The following is a 20,092-nucleotide window of genomic DNA, read 5'->3' as shown; positions in this document are numbered from 1 at the left end:
TTAAATCCCACCTGATCCATGCCGCCGTGAAACGTCTGCGCGCGAGTGAGACAATCGCTGAATTTTGGAGAGGCACACCATGATCGACGGCCTGGTTTCCGGACGTCTCTACGGCACGGCGCAAGTGCGTACGGGTCAGCACGGCACTCACTTCGTGACATGCCGGGTTCGCGCTTCGGCGGGCGACGGCGAGAGCCTGTTCGTGAACGTGATCGCCTTCGACGACACCGTCAAGGACGCGCTCCAGGCGCTCGATGACGGCGACAGCGTATCGCTCGCCGGCGCACTCACGCCGAAAACCTGGACTGACAAGCAAGGCAACGCGAAGCCGGCGCTGGACATGGTCGTGCACGCGGTGCTGACGGCCTACCATGTGCAGCGAAAGCGTCGGGCAATACGCGGTGAAGCGGGACAAACGGACCTGCAAGGTCCTGACGATCTGGACGACGACGAAGTCTGAGTGCGCTCGGGGGCTCGGGGGCTCGGGCGCCAGGTCAGGCATGTCGGCCCGAGCGCCCTGCCCGATCGAAGAAGAACATGCTCGCCGATTCCGCTAGCGGTTCAACTCACGAATCAACGGATGATCGCAGTAGATCCGGTTTTCATAAACTTGGCCATTGCTGTGACGCACGCAGTCCACTCCTTCAAAGCGCAGCGGCACATCGCCGTGCGTCCCCGTGGCAATCCATCGGATGAAGACTGTATCGCCGCGACTCGCGTGGTCGGCGACCTCCAGCCTGAAATCCGGAACGTGGCGCAGCAGTTCATGCAGCGGCCGCACATAGGCCTCCACGCCCTTCAACGGCGCGTGCAAACCCGGCCAATATCCTTCGATATCCGCCGCCAGTTCATCGCTCGGCCGGCTGAAGTCGGGAGCAGCCCAAAACGCGGCGGACTTCTCCACGCACCATGCCGGGCCCATCAGCGTACTGTCGAGAAAGCCGGTAATGCCGGCGAACCGTCCATCGATGGAAAATTCGCCGACGTCCGTCCCGCTCGCCAGTTGCCGGCCGGTGGCATCGACCAGACGCCAACTGAAGCGCACCATCGCGCCCGTCGCATCAATTCCGCCGACTCGCTCGAACGTCAACCCCGGCATTTGCGCCTGAAATGCGCCGATCATCTCGGCGAATCCGTTCGGGCCGGTGCTGCTCATCATGGGGTCGGTGTAGCGAGCGCCGTCGAGCAACACCTGCACGGCGAGAGCGTCCCGTCGCGACGGATTCGTCTCGTTCCATGTATCGATATAACGGCCCACCAGCACGTCATGCTCAGTCATGATTCTCTCCTTCGATAGTCTTCGAGGCTATGGCGGCACTGGATTAGCGCGGCCTGGGAGCAATCATCGGGACGCGCATGTCGTGAGTCGATTACCTGGCAGGTAATGGAGCCACGAGCGGCGGTTTGATAAGGTACGAACATGAACACATTGACTGCGATGGCTGTTGGTATCGGTATTGGCCCAATGATCAGGCACTGGCGCGAGCGACGGCGCATGAGCCAGCTTTATCTGGCCAGCGAAGCGGAGATTTCGAGTCGGCATCTGAGTTTTATCGAAACGGGGCGCGCTGCACCGAGCCGCGCGATGGTGCTGAGGCTCGCCGAGTATCTCGATGTGCCGCTGCGTGAACGAAACGAGTTGCTGACAGCGGCAGGATTCGCGCCGGTGTTTCAGGAGCGCTCACTCACGGATCAATCGATGCAGCCCGCCCGAACCGCAGTCGAGCAAATCCTGAAGGGGCATGAGCCGTATCCGGCATTGGCTATCGACCGGCATTGGAACTTGGTGTCGGCGAATGGTGCGGTTGCTACGCTTATCGCCGATGCTGATCCGTCTCTGCTCGAGGCGCCGGTGAATGTGCTGCGGTTGAGTCTGCATCCGCGAGGGTTGGCGTCGAAGATTGTGAATCTCGCGCAATGGCGCACGCATTTGCTGGAACGGTTGGAACGTCAAATCGCACTCACGGCCGATCCGCAGTTGGGCGCATTGCGCGATGAGTTGAAGAGTTATCCGGGGGGATCCAGTCGGGATGACGCGGGGGAATCCTCTATCGTTATCCCATTCGTGCTGAGCACGGCTGTGGGACAGCTGTCATTCATTAGTACGACGATGATGTTCGGTACGCCGATCGATATTACGTTGTCTGAGCTGGCGATCGAGTTGTTTTTCCCGGCGGATGAAGCGACTGCGGTGGTGTTGAGGCGTTGAGGGTTGACTACTTCATTAGTCAACCTGACGAAATATCTTGAACCGGTACACTAACCACCCGCCGGTCAAGTCAGTAGGCCAATGCGTGCGCTCCATCCGTAACCACGGGCGCTCGAGCGGCCTGGGCGTGCACGCCGGGGCGCGCCGGAGCGACCTTTGGAATTCCCTTCGCGCGAAGTTGCCACATGTCGTATTTGACTTGCATTTGCAACCAGCCGAGCGCGGATGATCCGGTTTTCCACTGCTCAAGCCTCGCAGCCATCTCCGGACTGATAGCAGCGTGCTCATTGATAACCCGTGAGAGGGTCGCACGGGACACGCCGAGTTGCTCGGCCGCCTCGCTTACCGTAAGACCCAGAGCCGGCAAAACATCCTCGCGCAGCAGCGAGCCAGGATGTGGGGGATAGCGTTGAATCAACGTTCGCCGCCTATGATTCATTTCGCGCCCCAAAAAACAAAAACCCCGTAAGTCGTTAGACCTACGGGGCTTTGCATTCTTCTGGCGGAGACGGAGGGATTCGAACCCTCGATCCAGGTTTTAGCCCAGATGCTCCCTTAGCAGGGGAGTACCTTCAACCTCTCGGCCACGTCTCCTGCACTTTCTGTCACGCGGGAGTCAGCGCGACGAAGCCAAGATGATAGCGGGTTAGCCGCCGCGGGTCAATTTCATGAGACAAAATTTTTCATCTCGTGAATTGCATCAAACAGCACGTTGCAGCTTATTGCGCGGCCCATTTCGACCACAGCCATAAAACACCCTGCACTGACACACCCGCGCCGTTTCCCGCGTGTCTTCAGCCGCGATCGAGCTCAAATACCTTATGCAGCGCGCGCACGGCGAGCTCGGTATATTTTTCGTCGATAAGCACCGAGATCTTGATCTCCGACGTCGAGATCATCTGGATATTGATGCCCTCTTCCGCCAGCGTACGGAACATCGTGCTCGCAATACCCACATGCGAGCGCATGCCCACGCCAACCACCGACACCTTCGACACCTTCGGATCGCCACGCACCTGCTCGGCCTTCACGTGGTCCTTCACCTGGCTCGACAGGATCTCCATGGCATGCGCGTAATCGCCGCGGCCAACCGTGAACGTAAAGTCGGTCTTACCGTCCACGCTCGTGTTCTGAATGATCATGTCGATATCGATATTCGCATCGGCCACCGGTCCGAGGATCTGGTACGCAATACCCGGCTTGTCGGGCACGCCCATCACGGCAATGCGCGCTTCGTCGCGCTGAAATGCGATGCCCGAGATAACAGCTTTTTCCATGGTCTCGTCTTCTTCAAAAGTAATCAGGGTGCCCGAGCGCATTTCGGTTTCGAGCGGAATCAACGGGTCCGTCAGGCTCGACAACACGCGCGTCTTGACCTGATATTTGCCGGCGAATTCCACCGAGCGGATCTGCAGCACCTTCGACCCGAGGCTCGCCATTTCCAGCATCTCTTCGAACGTCACGCGATCCAGCCTGCGCGCTTCTTCAACCACGCGCGGGTCCGTGGTGTAGACACCGTCAACGTCCGTATAGATCAGGCATTCGTCGGCTTTCAACGCCGCCGCAATCGCGACCGCCGATGTGTCCGAACCACCGCGTCCCAGCGTGGCAATATGCCCGTCCGGATCGACGCCCTGGAAGCCTGTGACCACCACGACCTTGCCTGCGTCGAGATCGGCGAGCACACGCGTGCCGTCGATGTCGCTAATGCGTGCTTTCGTGAACGCGCTGTCGGTCTTGATCGGCACTTGCCAGCCGGCGTAGCTGACCGCTTCCAGCCCTTCCGCTTGCAACGCAATCGCGAGCAGTCCGACGCTGACTTGCTCGCCGGTTGAGGCGATCATGTCGAGTTCGCGTGGGTCGGGGTGGGCGGTGATTTCGCGCGCGAGGCCTAGCAGGCGGTTCGTTTCGCCGGACATGGCCGACGGGACGACGACCATCTTGTGGCCGGCCTTGTGCCATTTCGCGACGCGCTTGGCGACGTTCTTGATGCGCTCGACCGAGCCCATCGAAGTGCCGCCGTATTTATGTACGATGAGTGCCATTGTCGTTTTGAACAGGAGGAAAAGCCGCGCTCGCGCGCCGTTTGATGCGCCGCGTATTGCACGTGCTGCACATGTTTCACGTATTGGATCAGAAGCCGCTTGACGAAAACACAAGCAACGCCCTGGATCGGTGCGATCGACGACTTAAGCGTGACGACGAAGCGCGGTAGCCGCACGCGCAAGGATGGCTCGCGCGCAAAATGCAATTCCGGCGGCTAAAAACGCGTCTTCTGGACGGAAAAGCTGCTTGAAAAGCGTTGCGGGAAACCGGTAAACGTACCCGATCGAGGTCTAAAACACAAGCCGGAACGGGCGATTCGACTCGCTCGAGGGCCGTTCGTAGGTGTCCGCAAGAAAAGCATACCGGGATTTATTCGCGCGCATGAGACACGGAGAAATCGGGGCAGATGGGGTTTCGCTCGCCAGGACCCGTGCAGATACAGCGTGCGTGTGCGTCCGCTAGCCGTTCGAGGTCAGGCAATCACGAGATCCGGTTGCCACTCGATCCGCCTATACCTGACCTGATCGCCCTTACCGCTGACTTCGGTGCATGCCCGATTGACGCCGATCGACGGCACGAACAACAAGGTCTCGCCGAGAAACACCAGCGGGACGTCGCGTTTCCAGCCCGGCACACCGCGCTCCTGAAACAGGTTTTTCAGTGTCCGGCCCGGTCCATCCGCACTCAGGCGCAAGCGCTCGCCACCCGCGCGCGAACGCGCGCAAAGTGGCGCCGCGCGCAGCGTGGCTTCGGAAACCGCGTCTGCATCGTCTGACTCCGCGGGCTTGAACACAAACGTCCCGCGCCAATGCGGCAGGCGCCAGATACTTTCGCCATCCCAGTTGAGTACACTCGCCATGCGGGCGGGATTTGCCCCATCGTCGAGATCGGCGGGGTCCGCGCTGTCGCCCTTTTCCCAAAAGATCGCGTTACGATACGCCCGCAAGCAAGACCCGGCGTGATCGATGCGCAATGCGTGGCCGTCCCTGGAAACTGCGGCGTCGCGCAATTGCCGCAGCACCTCGCCAATACGCGCCGCCGATGCCGCCTGCAGACCGAGCGAACGCATCCAGTAGCGCAGCAAGTTGATTGCGCGTTCATCGTCGAAAGCGAGTACCGCTGACAAGGTCAGCGCCCCCTCATCGTCACCTTGCGCCGAAGTCATATCGATACGCGCGAGTTCATCGAGCAACCTCTGCGCCGATGCCGCATGCGACGCGGTCCGCGCGAGCGCATCGCGGAAACCGGGGAAATGCACAGCGAGTGCAGGTAGCACGTCATGACGCAGTGCGTTGCGGGCATAGCGGGTATCGGCGTTCGATTCGTCGTCGATCCAGCGTAGATCGCGTTCATGCGCGTAATGCTCGAGTTGTGCACGCAACAGATGCAATAACGGCCGCACGCGCGGCGTGGAGGCGCCATCGGCGCGTTGCGGCGCCATCGCAGCAAGCCCGGCCACGCCCGCGCCGCGCAGCAATTGCAGCAACACGGTTTCCGCCTGATCGTCGGCATGATGCGCGAGCCACAACGCGCTTGCGCCGTGCTCGGCGCACAACTCATCGAGCGCGCGATAACGCGCGTCCCGCGCCGCCGCTTCCAGACTCTCGCCGCCTTCGCGCACCACGTCGACCTGACGCGACGCGAACGGGACATCCAACGTTTGCGCGAACGCGTGACAATGTGCGGCCCAGGCGTCGGCGTTCGGACTCAAGCCGTGATGAATGTGCAACGCGATGACACGCGTTTGTCCCGCGCATCGAACGGCGGCATCGAGCAGCGCGGTCGAGTCGAGACCGCCGCTGAGGGCAACGGCGATGCAGGGTTCAGGGGAAGCCAGCACATCGACGAACGCCGCGCGCACCGCATCGATCACGAGGCGGCTGGCGGGAGTATCAATGTCGGAGGATGTCACGGAAGTCGGCTTGTTAAGTTGCCTGCACGGCACCTTCGAGGCACCTTCGAGGCACCTTAACGGCAGCCTGTCAGGGCAAACTGCATGGAGGGAAGCGTGAGCGCCGCACTCAAGCTTCACGCACCCGGCAGGTTTTCCTTGAACTTGCCGTATGCCATCAGCTTGTCGAAGCGGCGCGCGCGAACGTCTAGCGCATTCATGCCGTGGAACTGGCGCAGCGTATCGGCTAATGCACGGCGCAGCAATGCAGCCATGCCTTTCGGATCGCGATGCGCGCCGCCCAGCGGCTCGTTGACGATCTTGTCGATCAGTCCCAATGCCTTCAACCGGTGAGCCGTCAAACCCAGCGCTTCGGCCGCTTCCGGCGCCTTCGCCGCGCTCTTCCACAAGATGGACGCGCAGCCCTCGGGCGAAATCACCGAATAAGTTGAGAATTGCAGCATCAGCACGCTGTCGGCAACAGCAATGGCGAGCGCGCCGCCAGAACCGCCTTCGCCGATGATGGTCGCCACAATCGGCGTCTTCAGTTCGGCCATCACATACAGATTACGGCCGATTGCTTCCGACTGCCCACGCTCCTCTGCCCCAATACCGGGATACGCACCGGGGGTGTCGATGAATGTGAAAATCGGCAAGCCGAATTTCTCCGCAAGCCGCATGAGCCGCTCAGCCTTTCGATACCCCTCCGGGCGCGGCATGCCGAAATTGCGCGCTGCGCGCTCTTTCGTGTCGCGGCCCTTCTGCTGGCCGATCACCATGCACGGCTGGCCGTTGAAACGCGCCAGACCGCCGACAATAGCCAGATCGTCCGCATAAGAGCGATCGCCGTGGAGTTCGTGGAAGTCGGTGAAAAGCTCGTTCACATAGTCGAGCGTGTACGGGCGCTGCGGATGGCGCGCGATCTGTGAAACCTGCCAGGGGGTCAGGTTTGCATAAAGATCTTTGGTGAGTTGCTGGCTCTTCTTCGACAGCCGCTCGATTTCTTCCGAAATATCGACAGCGGAATCGTCCTGAACGAAGCGCAATTCTTCGATCTTCGCTTCGAGTTCAGCGATAGGCTGTTCGAAATCCAGAAACGTGGTCTTCATATGTTCGAATCCTAAAGCATCGGGCAGCGCGTATTCTAACCGCGCCCGCCTCACTAAATTTCGGGTCGCAACTATCGATTATAAGATATCAATAGTCGAACAACTGCAACCGGCAGAATTTAGTGTACGGCGGGGACGGGGTAAAGGCTGCGCCACATGTACCAGGTCGCAACAGTGCGCCACGGTTCCCAGTTAGCCGCGACTTCGCGAGCTTCACTGCGGGTCACGGGTTCGCCGCTGAAATAGTTGACGCTGATCGCCTGGATCAGGCCGAGGTCGTCGAGCGGTAGGACATCCGGGCGAGACAAGTTGAAGATCAGGAACATTTCCGCCGTCCACCGGCCGATGCCGCGAATCTGCGTCAACTCCGCGATCACGGCTTCATCTTCCATGGATGTCCAGCTATTCACATGCAGCGCGCCTGACACGAAATGCTGCGCGAGGTCGAGGATATATTCGGACTTGCGCTTCGATAACCCACACGACTGCAACTTCGCCGGCCCCACCTTGATGAACTGCTGCGGCGCGAGCGTCGGGCACGCACCCTCCACGCGTTTCCAGATGGCCTGAGCAGCCGTCACGGAAATTTGCTGGCCGACAACCGAACGCGCAAGCGTGGTGAACGGATCATCGCGATTGATCAGATGCACCGGGCCAAACTTCGGAATCAGTTTCTTGAGGATACGGTCGCGCTTGACGAGATCGGCGCAGGCCTTGTCCCAATACTCGGGACGAGCCGCTTCCGCCGACAACCCGGGCGTCTGCACCGGCACGGTTTTCTCGGCCGTGACCGCACGCGACTTGCGGACAATCTCGCCGTCGTTCTGCGGAGCGCGCACGAGCGCCTGCGTGGCACCGGCGCTGATGCCGGTCTCATCGGCTTTCACCTCGAGCACGCCATTGGCGTCGCCGCTCGCCTTCTTCAGCGACGCTTTCGGCGCCGCTGCCCGCACTGTCTTGCGTGCACGAGCGAGACCGTTCGTTTTAGCAACGCCGTCATGGGCCACGCCATTGACTGCACGTTTTTTCGATGCCGTCTTGCGTTCTCCATCCAGGGCAGCACCGTTAGCGAGCTTCGCCTCCGGCGTCGATACCTTCGACGTTTTCACTTGCGCACGCCGCGCGACCTTGCTTGGCGGCGCTGCGGTACTACCGGACGCGGCTCGTTTAGCCGGCGCCTTTCTGGCGGTTGCCATCATGCCTCCTACCTGGCGAGTCGATCAAAGGGAACGAGAGGCGCTTAAGCGCGACGCCATTCGGTCAACCCACCCGGTTTGTCTTCAAGTGCAATACCGGCTTCGAGCAATTCGGCGCGAATCCGGTCTGCTTCGGCATAGTTCTTTGCCTGCTTCGCAGCAACGCGAGCGGCGATCATCTTGTCTATATCGGCAGGCGTGAGGTTTTCTGCAGCCTCTTCGCCATCACTATTGCGACCGCTTCGCGGTGTGTCCTGAAGAAACGCACGCGGCTCGCGTTGCAACAGCCCGAGCAGAGCGGCCAGTTCCTTCAATTGACGTGCAAGCACGGTGTCCTGCGAGCGATTCACTTCGCTCGCCAATTCGAACAACACGGCGATCGCAACCGGCGTGTTGAAGTCGTCGTTCATCGCGGCGCTAAAACGTTGCGCATGCGCTTCGTTCCAGTCAAGCGGCCCAGCATCCGGCGTCACGTCTTTCAATGCCGTATACAACCGCGTGAGCGCCCCACGTGCATCTTCTATATGAACGTCGCTGTAATTGAGCGGCGAACGATAGTGTGCCCTCGCAATAAAAAAGCGCACAACTTCTGCATCGAATTTTTCGAGGACTTCGCGGATGGTAAAGAAATTGCCGAGCGACTTCGACATCTTTTCGCTGTCGATCTGCACAAAGCCGTTATGCATCCAGTAGTTCACGAACTGAACGCCCGTTGCCGCCTCGCTCTGCGCAATTTCATTCTCATGGTGCGGAAACTGCAGGTCCTGACCACCGCCGTGAATGTCGAATCGATCGCCGAGCAAGGTGCAGCCCATGGCCGAACATTCGATATGCCAGCCCGGCCGGCCGCGCCCCCATGCCGAGTCCCAGCCCGTGTCGGGCGGCTCCCCTTCCTTCGCGCGCTTCCATAATACGAAGTCGAGCGGATCTTGCTTGGCGTCGTTAGCAGCCACGCGCTCGCCGGCGCGCAAGTCTTCGATCGACTTGCCCGACAGCTTGCCGTAGCCCTCGAACTTGCGCACCGCATAGTTCACGTCGCCGTCTTTCCCCTGATACGCATAACCGTTATGCACGAGCGTCTGGATCATGCCGAGCATCTGCGGGACGAAGTCGGTCGCACGTGGTTCGAGATCCGGGCGGGCTACGCCGAGCGCATCGAGATCGTCATACATGGCCTGGATGAATCGCCCTGTCAACGCCTTGATCGACTCGCCGTTTTCCACTGCGCGGCGAATGATCTTGTCGTCGATGTCTGTGATGTTGCGCACGTAAGTCACGTTGAATCCGAGCGTGCGAAGCCAGCGCTGGACAATATCGAACACGATCATCATGCGTGCGTGCCCGACATGACAATAGTCATACACCGTGATTCCACAAACATACATGCGCACTTCTCCGGCACGGAGCGGCACGAAAGGTTGCTTGTCACGCGCGAGCGTGTTGTAGATGCGCAATGAGTTCATAGGCGATGGTGCGTGGGCCGGGACATCCGTGTTTCGACTGCTGGCCAAATGTTGTAACGGCGGTTGTGACAACGTGCTGCAGGTCCGCGTTCGTTCGCATTCGCTCGCGTTGTTTTGGCTGCCGATAACCATGGTGCTTTCACAACGGTGCTTTTTGCACTGCTGCTGCGACCCATGCTACAGGTAGTCGTGAAACGACGGCAACATCGAGAACGACAATGAGACCAGCGAAGAGAACGAATCGACGCGAACATCAGCGATGTAACGTTTGGCGACACGTTCGTTCCAGCAAGTTTCCAGCACGTTCAACATGTTTGACCCGGCCCGGCTTCGAACTTGAAGCGCCGGGAACGGTGCGCGCCGTCGCGAGAAACATGACGGTCACGCTGCAATCAAAACGGAGGCGGCCGCGAGTGGCGTAAAGACTGTCTGGACGTTCAGCGGAACGTTGCAGACGTTTTGTTAGAATGGGCCGGAGTATAACATCCAGACCAGAGCCTATGAAACCTTCAAGCGGCCGCGCATCAAGCGTTGCCAAGCTAGCGGCGACCGCCCTTGCAACCGTCACATTCGGACTTGGCGCAACTTTTTTGCCAGTTGCGCCGGCGCTTGCACAAGTCTCCACCGCCACCGCGGACGACACGCCCGCCATCGACCTGGCTATTGCGCAGAAGCAATGGCCAAGCGCGCTCGCGCAACTCGACGCGCGCCTGAAAACGAACCCGCGCGACGTGCAGGCCAAGTTCAAGCGTGCGACCGTACTCGCGCGTTTGAACCGGGATGACGAAGCCATCACTGCGTTCACCGAGCTCACCCAGGCCTACCCCGAACTGCCCGAGCCTTATAACAATCTTGCCGCGCTCTACGCCAAGAAGGGAAACTACGACGAAGCACGCGTAGCGCTCGAAACGGCGACGAAGGCGAATCCAAGTTACGCGCTGGCGTACGAAAATCTCGGCGATCTATATTTGCGGCTCGCGAGCGAATCGTATAAGCGGGCGCAGGCGCTCGGATCGAAGAGTCCGTTGACTGCGCAGCGCGTGGGCGACATTCAGAAGATCGTGTCGCCGCCACCGCGACGTCGTCCGGAAGCCGCGGCGGCCGCAGCGGCGGCGTCGGGCGCCTCGCATGTCTTCGCCGCGTCGTCGGCGGCGGCAGCTTCGTCGGCAACGGCCGCGTCTTCGTCGAGTGCAACCTCTAATGACTGGACGGGCACCAACTCCAACGACATGTCGTCGCCGCTTTACTCGCCGTTCGCCGGACCCAGCGTGCCGCTGTCGACCACACCTTACTTCGCGCCCACGAATCCATGATCCGATAATTCGACAATCCCGCAGGATCGGACGTTCAGACCACCAGGCACCTGAATGTCCGGATGTTCGACAAGTCTTCACCCGTAGCTGCTCCAACCAGAGGATCGATTACTCATGAAAAGTTTGTTGTTGGCGCTCGGCAGCGCTGCACTCATCGCCCAGGCGCCCGCCTTCGCTCAGTCGTCGCAGACTGCTGCTCACCCGACCGTGCTGCTCAAGACGTCACAAGGCGACATCAAGGTTGAGTTGTATCCTGAGAAGGCGCCGAAAAGCGTCGCCAACTTCCTCGACTATGTAAAGTCCGGCCAGTACAACGGCACGATTTTTCATCGCGTGATTCCGGGCTTCATGATTCAGGGCGGCGGGTACACGACGAGCTTCGTCGAAAAACCCACGCGCGCGCCCATTCCGCTTGAAAGCAAGAACGGGCTGAAGAATGCGACCGGCACGCTCGCCATGGCACGCACGAGCGATCCGGATTCGGCGACCTCGCAGTTCTTCATCAACACGGTCGATAACACCGGCCTCGATTACCCCAACGGCGACGGCAACGGTTATGCCGTGTTCGGCAAGGTGGTCGCGGGCATGGACGTAGTGAAGAAGATCGAAGGCACGCCGACTACCACGCGCGGCCCGATGGGCGATGTGCCGCAAACGAACGTCGTGATCCAGTCGGCTAGTGTCGTCGGGAAGTGATCGTCGCGATGTGATCGTCCGGAAGTAAGCTTGGGAATCAGCAGGGCAATTGGCCTATAAAGCCCAAGTCGGGGAACAAGCCGTAGCCGCTCGCCTTCGTGGCGTGCCGGTATGAAGCGGGCACAAAGCAGGCATACGCCGTGCGCGTCGCGTAATGCCCCATCTACTCTTGAAAAGGAAAGGAACTCATCATGGTCGAACTGCATACGAATCACGGCATCATCAAGATCGAGCTGAACACTGAGAAGGCTCCCAAGTCGGTCGAAAACTTTCTGAACTACGTAAAGAAAGGCCACTACGACAACACGGTGTTCCATCGCGTGATCGACGGCTTCATGATTCAGGGCGGCGGTTTCGAACCCGGCATGAAGCAAAAGCCGACGGACGCACCTATCGACAACGAAGCGAACAACGGCCTGAAGAACGAACACGGTTCCGTCGCGATGGCGCGTACCAACGACCCGCATTCGGCCACCGCGCAGTTCTTCATCAACGTCGGTGACAACGAGTTCCTGAACCACTCGTCGCCGTCGCCGCAAGGCTGGGGTTACGCGGTATTCGGCAAGGTCGTGGAAGGCCTCGATATCGTCGACAAGATCCGCAAGGTCAAGACGGGCTCGAAGGGCTTTCATCAGGACGTGCCGGTGGATGACGTCGTGATCGAAAAGGCTGTCGTCGCCGGGGAATGATCGACTCGACGCACAGCGTGATCGAAACAGCCGAAACAGCGGGCGCGAAAGATACAGCGCGCCCGCTGTTTTTCATTTCCGATCTCCATTTAAGCGATGCCATTCCTCACACGGTGGCGGCGTTCGAGCATTTCATCGCGGTGACGGCGAACGATGCGGACTCCGTGTTCATTCTCGGCGACCTGTTCGAATTCTGGGTGGGTGACGATGTACTGGATGCATCGGTGCCGGGACCGCGCGCCGCGTTTGCGAGGCGCATGACGGCGTTGATGCATACCTTATCCGAACGCGGCATTGCGTTGTACGTGATGCATGGCAACCGTGATTTCCTGCTCGGCAAACGTTTCATGCGGGCCGCCGGGGCGCTGCCCTTGCCCGATCCGTTTGTTATCACGGCGTTCGGCACGCGCATCGTGGTGGGGCATGGCGATGCGCTCTGCACGGCGGACCCTGCATATCAGCGCTTTCGACGGTTTGCGCGCAACCCCGTTGCGCAACAACTATTCTTGAGTTTGCCGCTGAAGCTGCGTTTATCGATTGCGGAGCGCATGCGCTCGACCAGCGAAGACGGCAGGATGCGTCCAGTGCAGGCGAAATACGACGTGACACGAGAGGCGGTAGCGAAGCTGTTCACGAGCACCGGCACCCACACGATGATCCACGGCCACACGCATTTGCCCGCGCGTCACCGTGAAACCGATGGCGTTCGCTGGGTCATGCCGGATTGGGAACTGGATCACGGCGAGCCACGCGGCGGATATCTGCGCGTGGACGCCGAAGGTATTCGGGCGTTGCCGCTGGAGTGAATGCTGGCGTCGTGTTGCTGCGGCTTTCGTCTTTCGTGCCAAGGTCCGATGATGGAAATCCGCCCGCTTTTTCAGCGCCGCGCTGCTTCGCCTTTCATTGCATCGGAGAGACGCTTCAGATCGATGAACGCGGCAGTCTCGACTCCGCTGATCGCATCTATGCGCGTGCCCAGCTTCTCGAGCGCCGCGACAATCTCATCCACACGATGCGCTTGCGTAGACGCGTGATCGATCAGGCCGTGGATGGCAAGCGACACGGGATCATCGGCGTTCGGCGTGATGCCGTATGCGCAGAACGCTGCACGCTCAGGCACACCCGAGTCTTTTTGCGCGGGTTTGACAGTTGCCGGCATGATTACGCGCGCTGGATTTCCCACGGCCGTTCCACCCGCCGGAACCGGCTTCACCACCACCGCGTTCGACCCGATTTTCGCTTCAGCGCCGACCGTGAACCCGCCGAGCACTTTCGCGCCCGCCCCGACAATCACGCCGCGCTCAAGCGTTGGATGCCGCTTCGCGCCGCGTGCAAGCGACGTGCCGCCGAGCGTCACGCCCTGGTAGATCGTGCAGTCATCGCCAATTTCCGCCGTTTCTCCGACCACCACGCCCATGCCGTGATCGATGAACACCCGACGGCCGAGCGTCGCGCCGGGATGGATCTCGATGCCCGTCATGAAACGCGCGAACTGCGAGACGAACCGCGCGAGCCAGCGCCAGCCCGCACGCCAGCAAGCGTGCGCAATCCGGTGCAGGACGACCGCGTGAAAGCCTGGATAACACGTCACGACTTCCCAAGCGCTGCGGGCGGCCGGATCGCGCTCGCGGATGGCGGCGATGTCTTCGCGGAGTCGATTAAACATGGCGGTGGCTCTGTGGGTGTCCGGGTGCCGACTCCCGATCGCCGCTCAGCACGAATTCGGGAATCGATAGTTCGATTTCTGCAGATTGTAGGATGAGCCGCGGAAGTTCGCTGCGATGCCCCCGCTGGCAAAGCGGTCAGGACTGGCGCGCTGAAAGCGACTCCGCGATGCGGGAGCGTCGAACGCGGGCAGCGTGCGGCTCGCTTTAGTGTCTGGCGAGATAAAACCACAGCTCCGCCGAGCGTTTGTCGCGCCCGCGACTTTCCTATCGCTTAATCTTTAGAAGAATATGCTTGGCGATACCCCGCAGGATATTCACCTCCTCGTGCTCCAGTCCCGAGCGCGAAAAAAGCCGCCGCAGCCGCGACATCAGTTTCTTCGGGTTGGCCGGATCGAGGAAATCGAGTGTGATCAACGCCTGTTCCAGATGCGCGTACATGCCTTCTATCTCGTCGCTGGACGCGCTTGGGGCGGAGATTGTCGGGCTCGTCGGCGCGGGAATGGCCGCCGTTGCGTCCGCGCGGCTGAGTAGCGCCAGCCGCAGTTCGTAGGCCAGAACCTGAACCGCCTGCGCCAGATTCAGCGAGCTATAGGCGGGATTCGCCGGAATGTGCGCGAGCGCGCTACAGCGCTCTACATCGGCATTCGATAAACCGACACGCTCGTTGCCGAACACCAGCGCAATAGCACCCGAATTCCCTCCATGCCCCTGCCCGACGAACTCACAGGCTTTCTCTGCCGCGGCGCGCGGCGCCATCTGCGGCGGGCCGTATTCCCGCGAACGGGCCGTCAACGCGATCGACCAATGCACGCCAGTCAGGGCATCGGCCAGCGTTTCGACGACTTGCGCCGACGCAAGCACGTCGTCGGCCCCACTTGCCATCGCGATCGCTTCCGGCTCGCGCGTGACGAACGCGATTTTCGGCGCGACGACGACCAGCCGCGAAAATCCCATCGTCTTGAGCGCGCGCGCAGCCGCGCCGACATTGCCGGGATGGCTCGGTTCGACCAGCACGAAACGGGTCGATGCAAAAGCGTCGTCCGGACGATCCGGAGAGTTTGATGAGGGGTTCAGGTCCAAGGGGAAACAGTTGCCGGAAGGTTGAAAGAGACGTCATGGTATCGCCGCGCGGCCCATCCGGCGACATAAGCTGCTTGTGCATGACGCGGCGGCGGCCGACTCGGGTAAAATAGGCCGTTCGCGTGTGTCCGCTGTTGCAAGTTGCTGTATTTAGCCACTATTGCAGGTTCAAAGCAGGCACGCGCCCCGCTCTTCTTCAATTCGTTGCCGTCGACACACGTCGTTTTTGCCCGCTGGTTTGGGCCGTTTTCCGTTCGGGGCTGGGACTTCATGCGCGACTTCACGCGCGTGCGTGAACCGCAGCCGCCGGCCAAAGGACTATTTTCATGCATCCGATGCTCAATATTGCTGTCAAGGCCGCTCGCCGCGCCGGACAGATCATCAACCGCGCGTCGCTGGACCTGGACCGCATCCAGGTCAGCAAAAAACAGCATAACGACTTCGTGACGGAAGTCGACAAGGCCTCCGAGGCAGCGATTATCGAAACGCTGACCACCGCCTATCCGAAGCATTCCATCCTCGCCGAGGAATCCGGCGTGCAGGACAAGGACTCGGAGTTCCAGTGGATCATCGATCCGCTCGACGGCACGACCAACTTCATCCACGGTTTCCAGTATTACTGCGTCTCCATCGCGCTAGCCCACAAGGGCATCATCACGCAAGCGGTGGTGTACGACCCCACCCGCAACGACCTGTTCACCGCATCGCGCGGCAGCGGCGCTTACCTGAACGAGCGGCGCATTCGCGTGGCAAAACTGGATCGTCTCGGCGACGCGCTGGTCGGCACGGGTTTCCCGTTCCGCGACGGTTCTGGCCTCGAAGCATATGCCAAACTTTTCTCGCAGATGACCGAAGCCTGTGCCGGCTTGCGCCGCCCTGGCGCCGCCGCGCTGGATCTGGCGAATGTGGCCGCAGGCCGGCTCGATGCGTTCTTCGAACAAGGCATCAACGCATGGGACGTGGCTGCGGGCAGCTTGCTGATCACCGAAGCAGGCGGGCTGGTCGGCAACTACACGGGTGAATCGGATTTCCTGCACAAAAGCGAGATTGTTGCGGGCAACCCGAAAGTTTACGCGCAGATGATCAAGATTCTCGATCCGTTCACCACCACGCGCCAAAGCGCATGACGGTTGGAAAGGGTTGAAAAAGGCGGCTGCGGCCGCCTTTTTGTTTGAACGCGCGGTTTCCCGAGCCACGCTCCGTGCGCGGCATCGCAGCAGCCTTCGGCGGTTTGCGCCCGCCCGCCGAAACAGCTCTCCGAGCCTGCCGCAAGACTAACGTCGCCCGTGCAATTCTGCACGCCGGCGCCGCCTCCGCTAAAGTGCCCTGTTCGCCGTCCGCGGCACTCCTCACCCTTTCTGCCGCCGCTCCTCTTCCGTCTAATGAAAAAAGGCTTCTATACGATCATTGCCGCGCAGTTCGTTTCGTCGCTCGCCGACAACGCGCTGCTGATCGCTGCCATAGCGATGCTTTCGGTGATGCATTCCGCGTCGTGGGTCACCCCGCTGTTGCAGATTTTCTTCACCGTGTCGTACGTGCTGCTCGCGCCGTTCGTGGGTGCATTCGCCGACGCCATCCAGAAACGCTACGTGATGTTCGTCTCCAACGCGCTGAAAGCCGGTGGCTGCGCGCTGATGATCCTTGGCGTGCACCCCATGATCGCTTACGGCGTGGTCGGTCTCGGCGCCGCAGCGTATTCCCCTGCGAAATACGGCATCCTCACCGAGCTCTTGCCGCCCGAAAAGCTCATCCCGGCCAACGCGTGGCTTGAATCGGCAACAGTCGGATCGACGATTCTCGGCACTGTGATTGGCGGTGCACTGGTGAGCCAGTATGTTCAGCACTTGATTAGCGGCGCACATCTCGTACTGATCCGCTCGGCCGCCGACGCCGCCATGTTCGCCGTCATGATTGTTTATGCAGCGGCGGCGGTGATCAACATCGGCATTCCCGATACCGGCGCGCGATACCCTAACCGGTTAAAGGAGCCGTCAAAGCTTGTCGGCGATTTCACCCATGCATTCAAAGTGTTATGGGGCGACAAACTGGCGCAGATCGCGTTGTGGGTCACGACCTTGCTGTGGGGTGCCGCGGTCACGCTGCAACTGTTGGTGCTCAAATGGGCGGCGTCGAACCTGGGTTTGTCGTTATCAAAAGCGGCAGTGCTGCAGGGCGTGACGGGGCTCGGTATTGCGATCGGCGCGAGTGCGGCCGCCGCGTGGGTGCCGTTGCGCAGTTCGCTGAAGGTCCTGCCGATCGGCGTGGTGACAGGTGCTGTGGCCATCGGTATGGCTTTCTATAACAAGGACCTGTTTCCGGCGGGCTCCGGTGTGCATATCGGCCCGCTGTTCGCACCGCTCTATATCCTGGGCGCGTATCCGCTGATGATTCTGTTAGGCGCGCTGTCGGGCTTTTTCATCGTGCCGATGAACGCCATGCTCCAGCATCGCGGTGCGACGCTGCTATCCGCCGGGGCATCCATCGCGGTTCAGAATTTCAACCAGAACCTCGCCGTTTTGTCGATGCTTGGTGCGTACGCGCTTTTGCTGACGACCAACCTGCCGGTGGAATGGATTATCGTAGTGTTCGGCGTGTTTATCTGCCTGATGATGTGGCTTGCCATGCGGCGCCATGCGCGCAATGAGCGGACGGTGGATTTGGGTGGGCTGGTCGAAGAGTGACAGGGTGACGCGAATCATGGCGCAGGAACGAAATCTGCTGCATGCTTTGTTCGGCCTGCAAGAGAGTCGCGCTCGTTGCACCGAGCGCGTGGATTGCAACGAGCATCCAAACAAACGACACGTCAAGGAGCTGCAAATGGGTCTATTCACACGTTCCACACTCGATGGCAACATCAATGGCGCGGCCAAAGTGGGGCATCGCGCGGTTCAGGGCGCAAGCGCCGCGGTCGATACCGCCAGCACGCAGTTGCGCGGTTTGCTCGACGACCTCGACAGTTCGATTCGCGATGCGAAAGACATCGACGTGGACAAGCTGCGCAAAGACTTGCAAACCAAGCTAAAAACGGCGCGCGCCCAGTTCGACGGTTCGTCTTCGGTCATTGCGGGGCGGCTGAACGACGCCGCCGGTTACGCCGATGAATTCGTACACGACAAGCCGTGGCATACGCTCGGCGCGGTGGCGGGACTCGCGCTGCTGGTCGGATTCCTGGCGGGACGATCCTGATTGGGTGATTGGTCTTGCATGACATTAGAGATAAAGCAAAAACGCCGGCATGCCGGCGTTTTTGCTTTTGGACGGTTGCTTTTTAAGATCTGCACGCACAACGGGACATGGCGCCCAGCTCCGCGTTAGCCATCCAGTCAGGGTTACTGCGTTGAGTCATCGCGGTAGGCTAATGTCTTGGCACTTCGGCGCTCGAACGACCACTTAACTGCACCGGTTTCAATACGCGCAATGCTTGGTCGGACCGCCCGTAGAAGCTGTCAACAACAACTTGCATGACTAAGCAAAAAATTTATTTTTTCGCACGTCCGCGTTTGACAGGCGAAAAATCCTTAACCAGCGTACGCTCCTGATGTCAGCAAAGTAGGACTAATGAAAGCGATAGCTCAACCAAAGACAGCACAAATTTTCGATCGGATCAACGCTCTCCAGGCAACAACTTCGCACTACTTCAACTCAGCGCAGTTGACACCTTTCGTGCGGGAATGGCGGGAAACCAAAATCGAGATTGATTCAATAATGAAGGTAGACGCGTGCGCTGCCTGGGAAGCAGCTGGCGCATGGAAGGGTCTCGCTGGAGACCTGGCAGGAACTGAAACTGCGTTTGCGAACAGCGTTCGACTGGGAAACTCCGGTTCGAACCGTGAAAACTGGATGATAAACCGTTTGAACTTGGGCTTGTTTTCTGCCGCCCAAAGCCTTTACGCGGTAACAGGTCATCCGGAAACAGGTTACTTCACACTGCTGCTCGAGGTCGGCTACAAGGCTGGCGCGATCGGGCAAGCAGCCTCGTTCATCGAGAGGGCTAGAGAAATGCGCATCAATTGGGATGAGAATCAAGTCCAGGAAGTCATGACGGCCAACGCCATTCTTCGTCATGCGGGAATTTCGGATCAAGAGATTGGCCGGCAGCTCGACGTTGCAGGTGCGGTCCTTCGGCGCTATCAAATCCGGCCGAACGCATCAGTGCTTGTCACGTCGGCGGAGGACTTTTTTAGCGGCGTTACTTACTCGCTCGCGGTACCTGTCGGGGCCGAAAAAGCGTTCGACATGAACGTGGAATTAGCGAGGGAAGAAGACAAAGCGGGCATCAACAAGAACGTCGCGTTCGACGTCGTCTTTGAAGCGGTGGCATCTTGAGCTCCACGCCCCGAGAGCTGGTCGACTGTGCTGCTGAGTTGCTGAAGCAGGCGTTGGGCGAGCCGCAGTATCGCGCGGTATGCAGTCGCGCGTACTACGGCGCATTTCATGCCGCCAATGCGTTTCACAATGCCCTTCCCGCACCAGGGTCGGTCGGCACCGCGCGGGGACGTCATCAGCAGTTGATCTCGCAGTTGGCAAATCCGACCTGCAGCAAACAAAATGACAACTATTTTGTCTCCCAGGCGCTCAGTAAAAAGCTCCGTCCATTGATCGATGCCCGCGTGAGAGCCGACTATCAGATCCATTCCGATGTAAGCCTCGCGCTCGCTTCGGCGACGGCAGTGGGCGCCGAAGCGATCGTACAAAGGGTCATGTGACCCGTGCCACAAAGCCGCCCTTTCGAC

20 protein-coding genes and 1 tRNA gene are annotated in these 20,092 nt (G+C 60.1%); 11 read left to right on the top strand and 10 right to left on the bottom strand.

What is annotated here, in order from left to right:
• Positions 1–79: 79 nt before the first annotated feature.
• Positions 80–460 carry a single-stranded DNA-binding protein gene (locus FH08_RS0141220; protein WP_031363952.1) on the top strand — a complete coding sequence of 127 codons (381 nt, stop codon included), beginning with the start codon at positions 80–82 and terminating at the stop codon, positions 458–460.
• Between the two features lie 93 nt (positions 461–553).
• On the opposite strand, the gene FH08_RS49840 is transcribed toward FH08_RS0141220, so the two are convergent.
• Positions 554–1,279, bottom strand: coding sequence for a nuclear transport factor 2 family protein (locus FH08_RS49840; RefSeq protein ID WP_051888928.1), 726 nt, complete (start codon positions 1,277–1,279; stop codon positions 554–556).
• Between the two features lie 141 nt (positions 1,280–1,420).
• Here FH08_RS49840 and FH08_RS0141210 point away from each other — a divergent pair, with 141 nt between their 5' ends.
• Positions 1,421–2,209, top strand: a complete 789-nt coding sequence (locus tag FH08_RS0141210; protein ID WP_031363950.1) for a helix-turn-helix domain-containing protein — start codon at positions 1,421–1,423, stop codon at positions 2,207–2,209.
• Between the two features lie 70 nt (positions 2,210–2,279).
• Here FH08_RS0141210 and FH08_RS0141205 read toward each other — a convergent pair whose 3' ends face one another.
• From FH08_RS0141205 to cysS, 7 genes are all read right to left on the bottom strand, one after another.
• Entirely contained in the window at positions 2,280–2,648 is a 369-nt protein-coding gene (locus tag FH08_RS0141205; RefSeq protein WP_051888946.1) for a HigA family addiction module antitoxin, read from the bottom strand.
• A 61-nt stretch (positions 2,649–2,709) separates the two neighbouring features.
• Positions 2,710–2,803, bottom strand: a tRNA-Ser gene (locus tag FH08_RS0141200).
• A 200-nt stretch (positions 2,804–3,003) separates the two neighbouring features.
• On the bottom strand, positions 3,004–4,254 hold the full coding sequence (locus FH08_RS0141195; protein ID WP_031363948.1) for an aspartate kinase: 1,251 nt from the start codon (positions 4,252–4,254) through the stop codon (positions 3,004–3,006).
• A 473-nt stretch (positions 4,255–4,727) separates the two neighbouring features.
• The gene (gene tilS / locus FH08_RS0141185; RefSeq protein ID WP_031363947.1) at positions 4,728–6,167 is read right to left on the bottom strand and encodes a tRNA lysidine(34) synthetase TilS; all 1,440 of its coding nucleotides are present in this window, start codon (positions 6,165–6,167) and stop codon (positions 4,728–4,730) included.
• 116 nt (positions 6,168–6,283) lie between these two features.
• Positions 6,284–7,255, bottom strand: a complete 972-nt coding sequence (locus tag FH08_RS0141180; RefSeq protein ID WP_031363946.1) for an acetyl-CoA carboxylase carboxyltransferase subunit alpha — start codon at positions 7,253–7,255, stop codon at positions 6,284–6,286.
• Between the two features lie 119 nt (positions 7,256–7,374).
• Entirely contained in the window at positions 7,375–8,451 is a 1,077-nt protein-coding gene (locus tag FH08_RS0141175) for a DNA-3-methyladenine glycosylase family protein (protein WP_031363945.1), read from the bottom strand.
• Positions 8,452–8,495: 44 nt separating this feature from the next.
• Positions 8,496–9,914 (bottom strand): cysteine--tRNA ligase, encoded by a 1,419-nt coding sequence (gene cysS / locus FH08_RS0141170; RefSeq protein ID WP_031363944.1) that lies wholly within the window; start codon positions 9,912–9,914, stop codon positions 8,496–8,498.
• A 467-nt stretch (positions 9,915–10,381) separates the two neighbouring features.
• On the opposite strand from cysS, the gene FH08_RS0141160 reads away from it, so the two are divergent.
• From FH08_RS0141160 to FH08_RS0141145, 4 genes are all read left to right on the top strand, one after another.
• On the top strand, positions 10,382–11,227 hold the full coding sequence (locus tag FH08_RS0141160; protein ID WP_063771269.1) for a tetratricopeptide repeat protein: 846 nt from the start codon (positions 10,382–10,384) through the stop codon (positions 11,225–11,227).
• Positions 11,228–11,341: 114 nt separating this feature from the next.
• Positions 11,342–11,923, top strand: coding sequence for a peptidylprolyl isomerase (locus tag FH08_RS0141155; protein WP_031363942.1), 582 nt, complete (start codon positions 11,342–11,344; stop codon positions 11,921–11,923).
• 191 nt (positions 11,924–12,114) lie between these two features.
• Positions 12,115–12,612: a peptidylprolyl isomerase gene (locus FH08_RS0141150; RefSeq protein WP_031363941.1), complete on the top strand. Its 498-nt coding sequence runs from the start codon at positions 12,115–12,117 to the stop codon at positions 12,610–12,612.
• Complete coding sequence (locus tag FH08_RS0141145; RefSeq protein WP_031363940.1) at positions 12,609–13,418, top strand: UDP-2,3-diacylglucosamine diphosphatase; 810 nt, start codon at positions 12,609–12,611, stop codon at positions 13,416–13,418. Before FH08_RS0141150 ends, FH08_RS0141145 begins: the two co-directional genes overlap by 4 nt.
• Before the next feature lie 71 nt (positions 13,419–13,489).
• On the opposite strand, the gene cysE is transcribed toward FH08_RS0141145, so the two are convergent.
• Both cysE and FH08_RS0141135 read right to left on the bottom strand, forming a co-directional pair.
• A complete protein-coding gene (cysE, locus tag FH08_RS0141140) occupies positions 13,490–14,278 on the bottom strand; it encodes a serine O-acetyltransferase (RefSeq protein ID WP_031363939.1) in 789 nt (262 codons plus the stop codon).
• A gap of 265 nt (positions 14,279–14,543) precedes the next feature.
• On the bottom strand, positions 14,544–15,359 hold the full coding sequence (locus FH08_RS0141135) for an RNA methyltransferase (RefSeq protein WP_031363938.1): 816 nt from the start codon (positions 15,357–15,359) through the stop codon (positions 14,544–14,546).
• A 326-nt stretch (positions 15,360–15,685) separates the two neighbouring features.
• Here FH08_RS0141135 and FH08_RS0141130 point away from each other — a divergent pair, with 326 nt between their 5' ends.
• From FH08_RS0141130 to FH08_RS0141110, 5 genes are all read left to right on the top strand, one after another.
• A complete protein-coding gene (locus tag FH08_RS0141130) occupies positions 15,686–16,486 on the top strand; it encodes an inositol monophosphatase family protein (protein WP_031363937.1) in 801 nt (266 codons plus the stop codon).
• Positions 16,487–16,741: 255 nt separating this feature from the next.
• Complete coding sequence (gene lplT / locus FH08_RS0141125; protein WP_031363936.1) at positions 16,742–18,040, top strand: lysophospholipid transporter LplT; 1,299 nt, start codon at positions 16,742–16,744, stop codon at positions 18,038–18,040.
• A 136-nt stretch (positions 18,041–18,176) separates the two neighbouring features.
• Positions 18,177–18,545: a DUF883 family protein gene (locus tag FH08_RS0141120; protein ID WP_031363935.1), complete on the top strand. Its 369-nt coding sequence runs from the start codon at positions 18,177–18,179 to the stop codon at positions 18,543–18,545.
• Positions 18,546–18,917: 372 nt separating this feature from the next.
• Positions 18,918–19,685 (top strand): hypothetical protein, encoded by a 768-nt coding sequence (locus tag FH08_RS0141115; protein ID WP_031363934.1) that lies wholly within the window; start codon positions 18,918–18,920, stop codon positions 19,683–19,685.
• On the top strand, positions 19,682–20,065 hold the full coding sequence (locus tag FH08_RS0141110; RefSeq protein WP_152603049.1) for a hypothetical protein: 384 nt from the start codon (positions 19,682–19,684) through the stop codon (positions 20,063–20,065). The genes FH08_RS0141115 and FH08_RS0141110 overlap by 4 nt, the downstream gene beginning before the upstream one ends.
• The last annotated feature ends 27 nt before the right edge of the window (positions 20,066–20,092 follow it).

Source organism: Caballeronia sordidicola (assembly GCF_000729995.1).
Taxonomy (GTDB): domain Bacteria; phylum Pseudomonadota; class Gammaproteobacteria; order Burkholderiales; family Burkholderiaceae; genus Caballeronia; species Caballeronia sordidicola_A.
The sequence above is the reverse complement of the archived record's forward strand: the minus strand, read 5'-3'. Positions and strand labels throughout refer to the sequence as shown.

Excerpts from the sequence above, each read along its gene's own strand:
- FH08_RS0141115 (WP_031363934.1), top strand. The coding sequence starts at position 18,918 with ATGAAAGCGATAGCTCAACCAAAGACAGCACAAATTTTCGATCGGATC.
- FH08_RS0141175 (WP_031363945.1), bottom strand. The coding sequence starts at position 8,451 with ATGGCAACCGCCAGAAAGGCGCCGGCTAAACGAGCCGCGTCCGGTAGT.
- FH08_RS0141220 (WP_031363952.1), top strand. The coding sequence starts at position 80 with ATGATCGACGGCCTGGTTTCCGGACGTCTCTACGGCACGGCGCAAGTG.
- FH08_RS0141155 (WP_031363942.1), top strand. The coding sequence starts at position 11,342 with ATGAAAAGTTTGTTGTTGGCGCTCGGCAGCGCTGCACTCATCGCCCAG.
- FH08_RS49840 (WP_051888928.1), bottom strand. The coding sequence starts at position 1,279 with ATGACTGAGCATGACGTGCTGGTGGGCCGTTATATCGATACATGGAAC.
- FH08_RS0141205 (WP_051888946.1), bottom strand. The coding sequence starts at position 2,648 with ATGAATCATAGGCGGCGAACGTTGATTCAACGCTATCCCCCACATCCT.
- FH08_RS0141210 (WP_031363950.1), top strand. The coding sequence starts at position 1,421 with ATGAACACATTGACTGCGATGGCTGTTGGTATCGGTATTGGCCCAATG.
- lplT (WP_031363936.1), top strand. The coding sequence starts at position 16,742 with ATGAAAAAAGGCTTCTATACGATCATTGCCGCGCAGTTCGTTTCGTCG.
- FH08_RS0141145 (WP_031363940.1), top strand. The coding sequence starts at position 12,609 with ATGATCGACTCGACGCACAGCGTGATCGAAACAGCCGAAACAGCGGGC.
- FH08_RS0141160 (WP_063771269.1), top strand. The coding sequence starts at position 10,382 with ATGGGCCGGAGTATAACATCCAGACCAGAGCCTATGAAACCTTCAAGC.
- cysE (WP_031363939.1), bottom strand. The coding sequence starts at position 14,278 with ATGTTTAATCGACTCCGCGAAGACATCGCCGCCATCCGCGAGCGCGAT.
- FH08_RS0141120 (WP_031363935.1), top strand. The coding sequence starts at position 18,177 with ATGGGTCTATTCACACGTTCCACACTCGATGGCAACATCAATGGCGCG.
- FH08_RS0141150 (WP_031363941.1), top strand. The coding sequence starts at position 12,115 with ATGGTCGAACTGCATACGAATCACGGCATCATCAAGATCGAGCTGAAC.
- FH08_RS0141130 (WP_031363937.1), top strand. The coding sequence starts at position 15,686 with ATGCATCCGATGCTCAATATTGCTGTCAAGGCCGCTCGCCGCGCCGGA.
- FH08_RS0141180 (WP_031363946.1), bottom strand. The coding sequence starts at position 7,255 with ATGAAGACCACGTTTCTGGATTTCGAACAGCCTATCGCTGAACTCGAA.
- FH08_RS0141195 (WP_031363948.1), bottom strand. The coding sequence starts at position 4,254 with ATGGCACTCATCGTACATAAATACGGCGGCACTTCGATGGGCTCGGTC.
- cysS (WP_031363944.1), bottom strand. The coding sequence starts at position 9,914 with ATGAACTCATTGCGCATCTACAACACGCTCGCGCGTGACAAGCAACCT.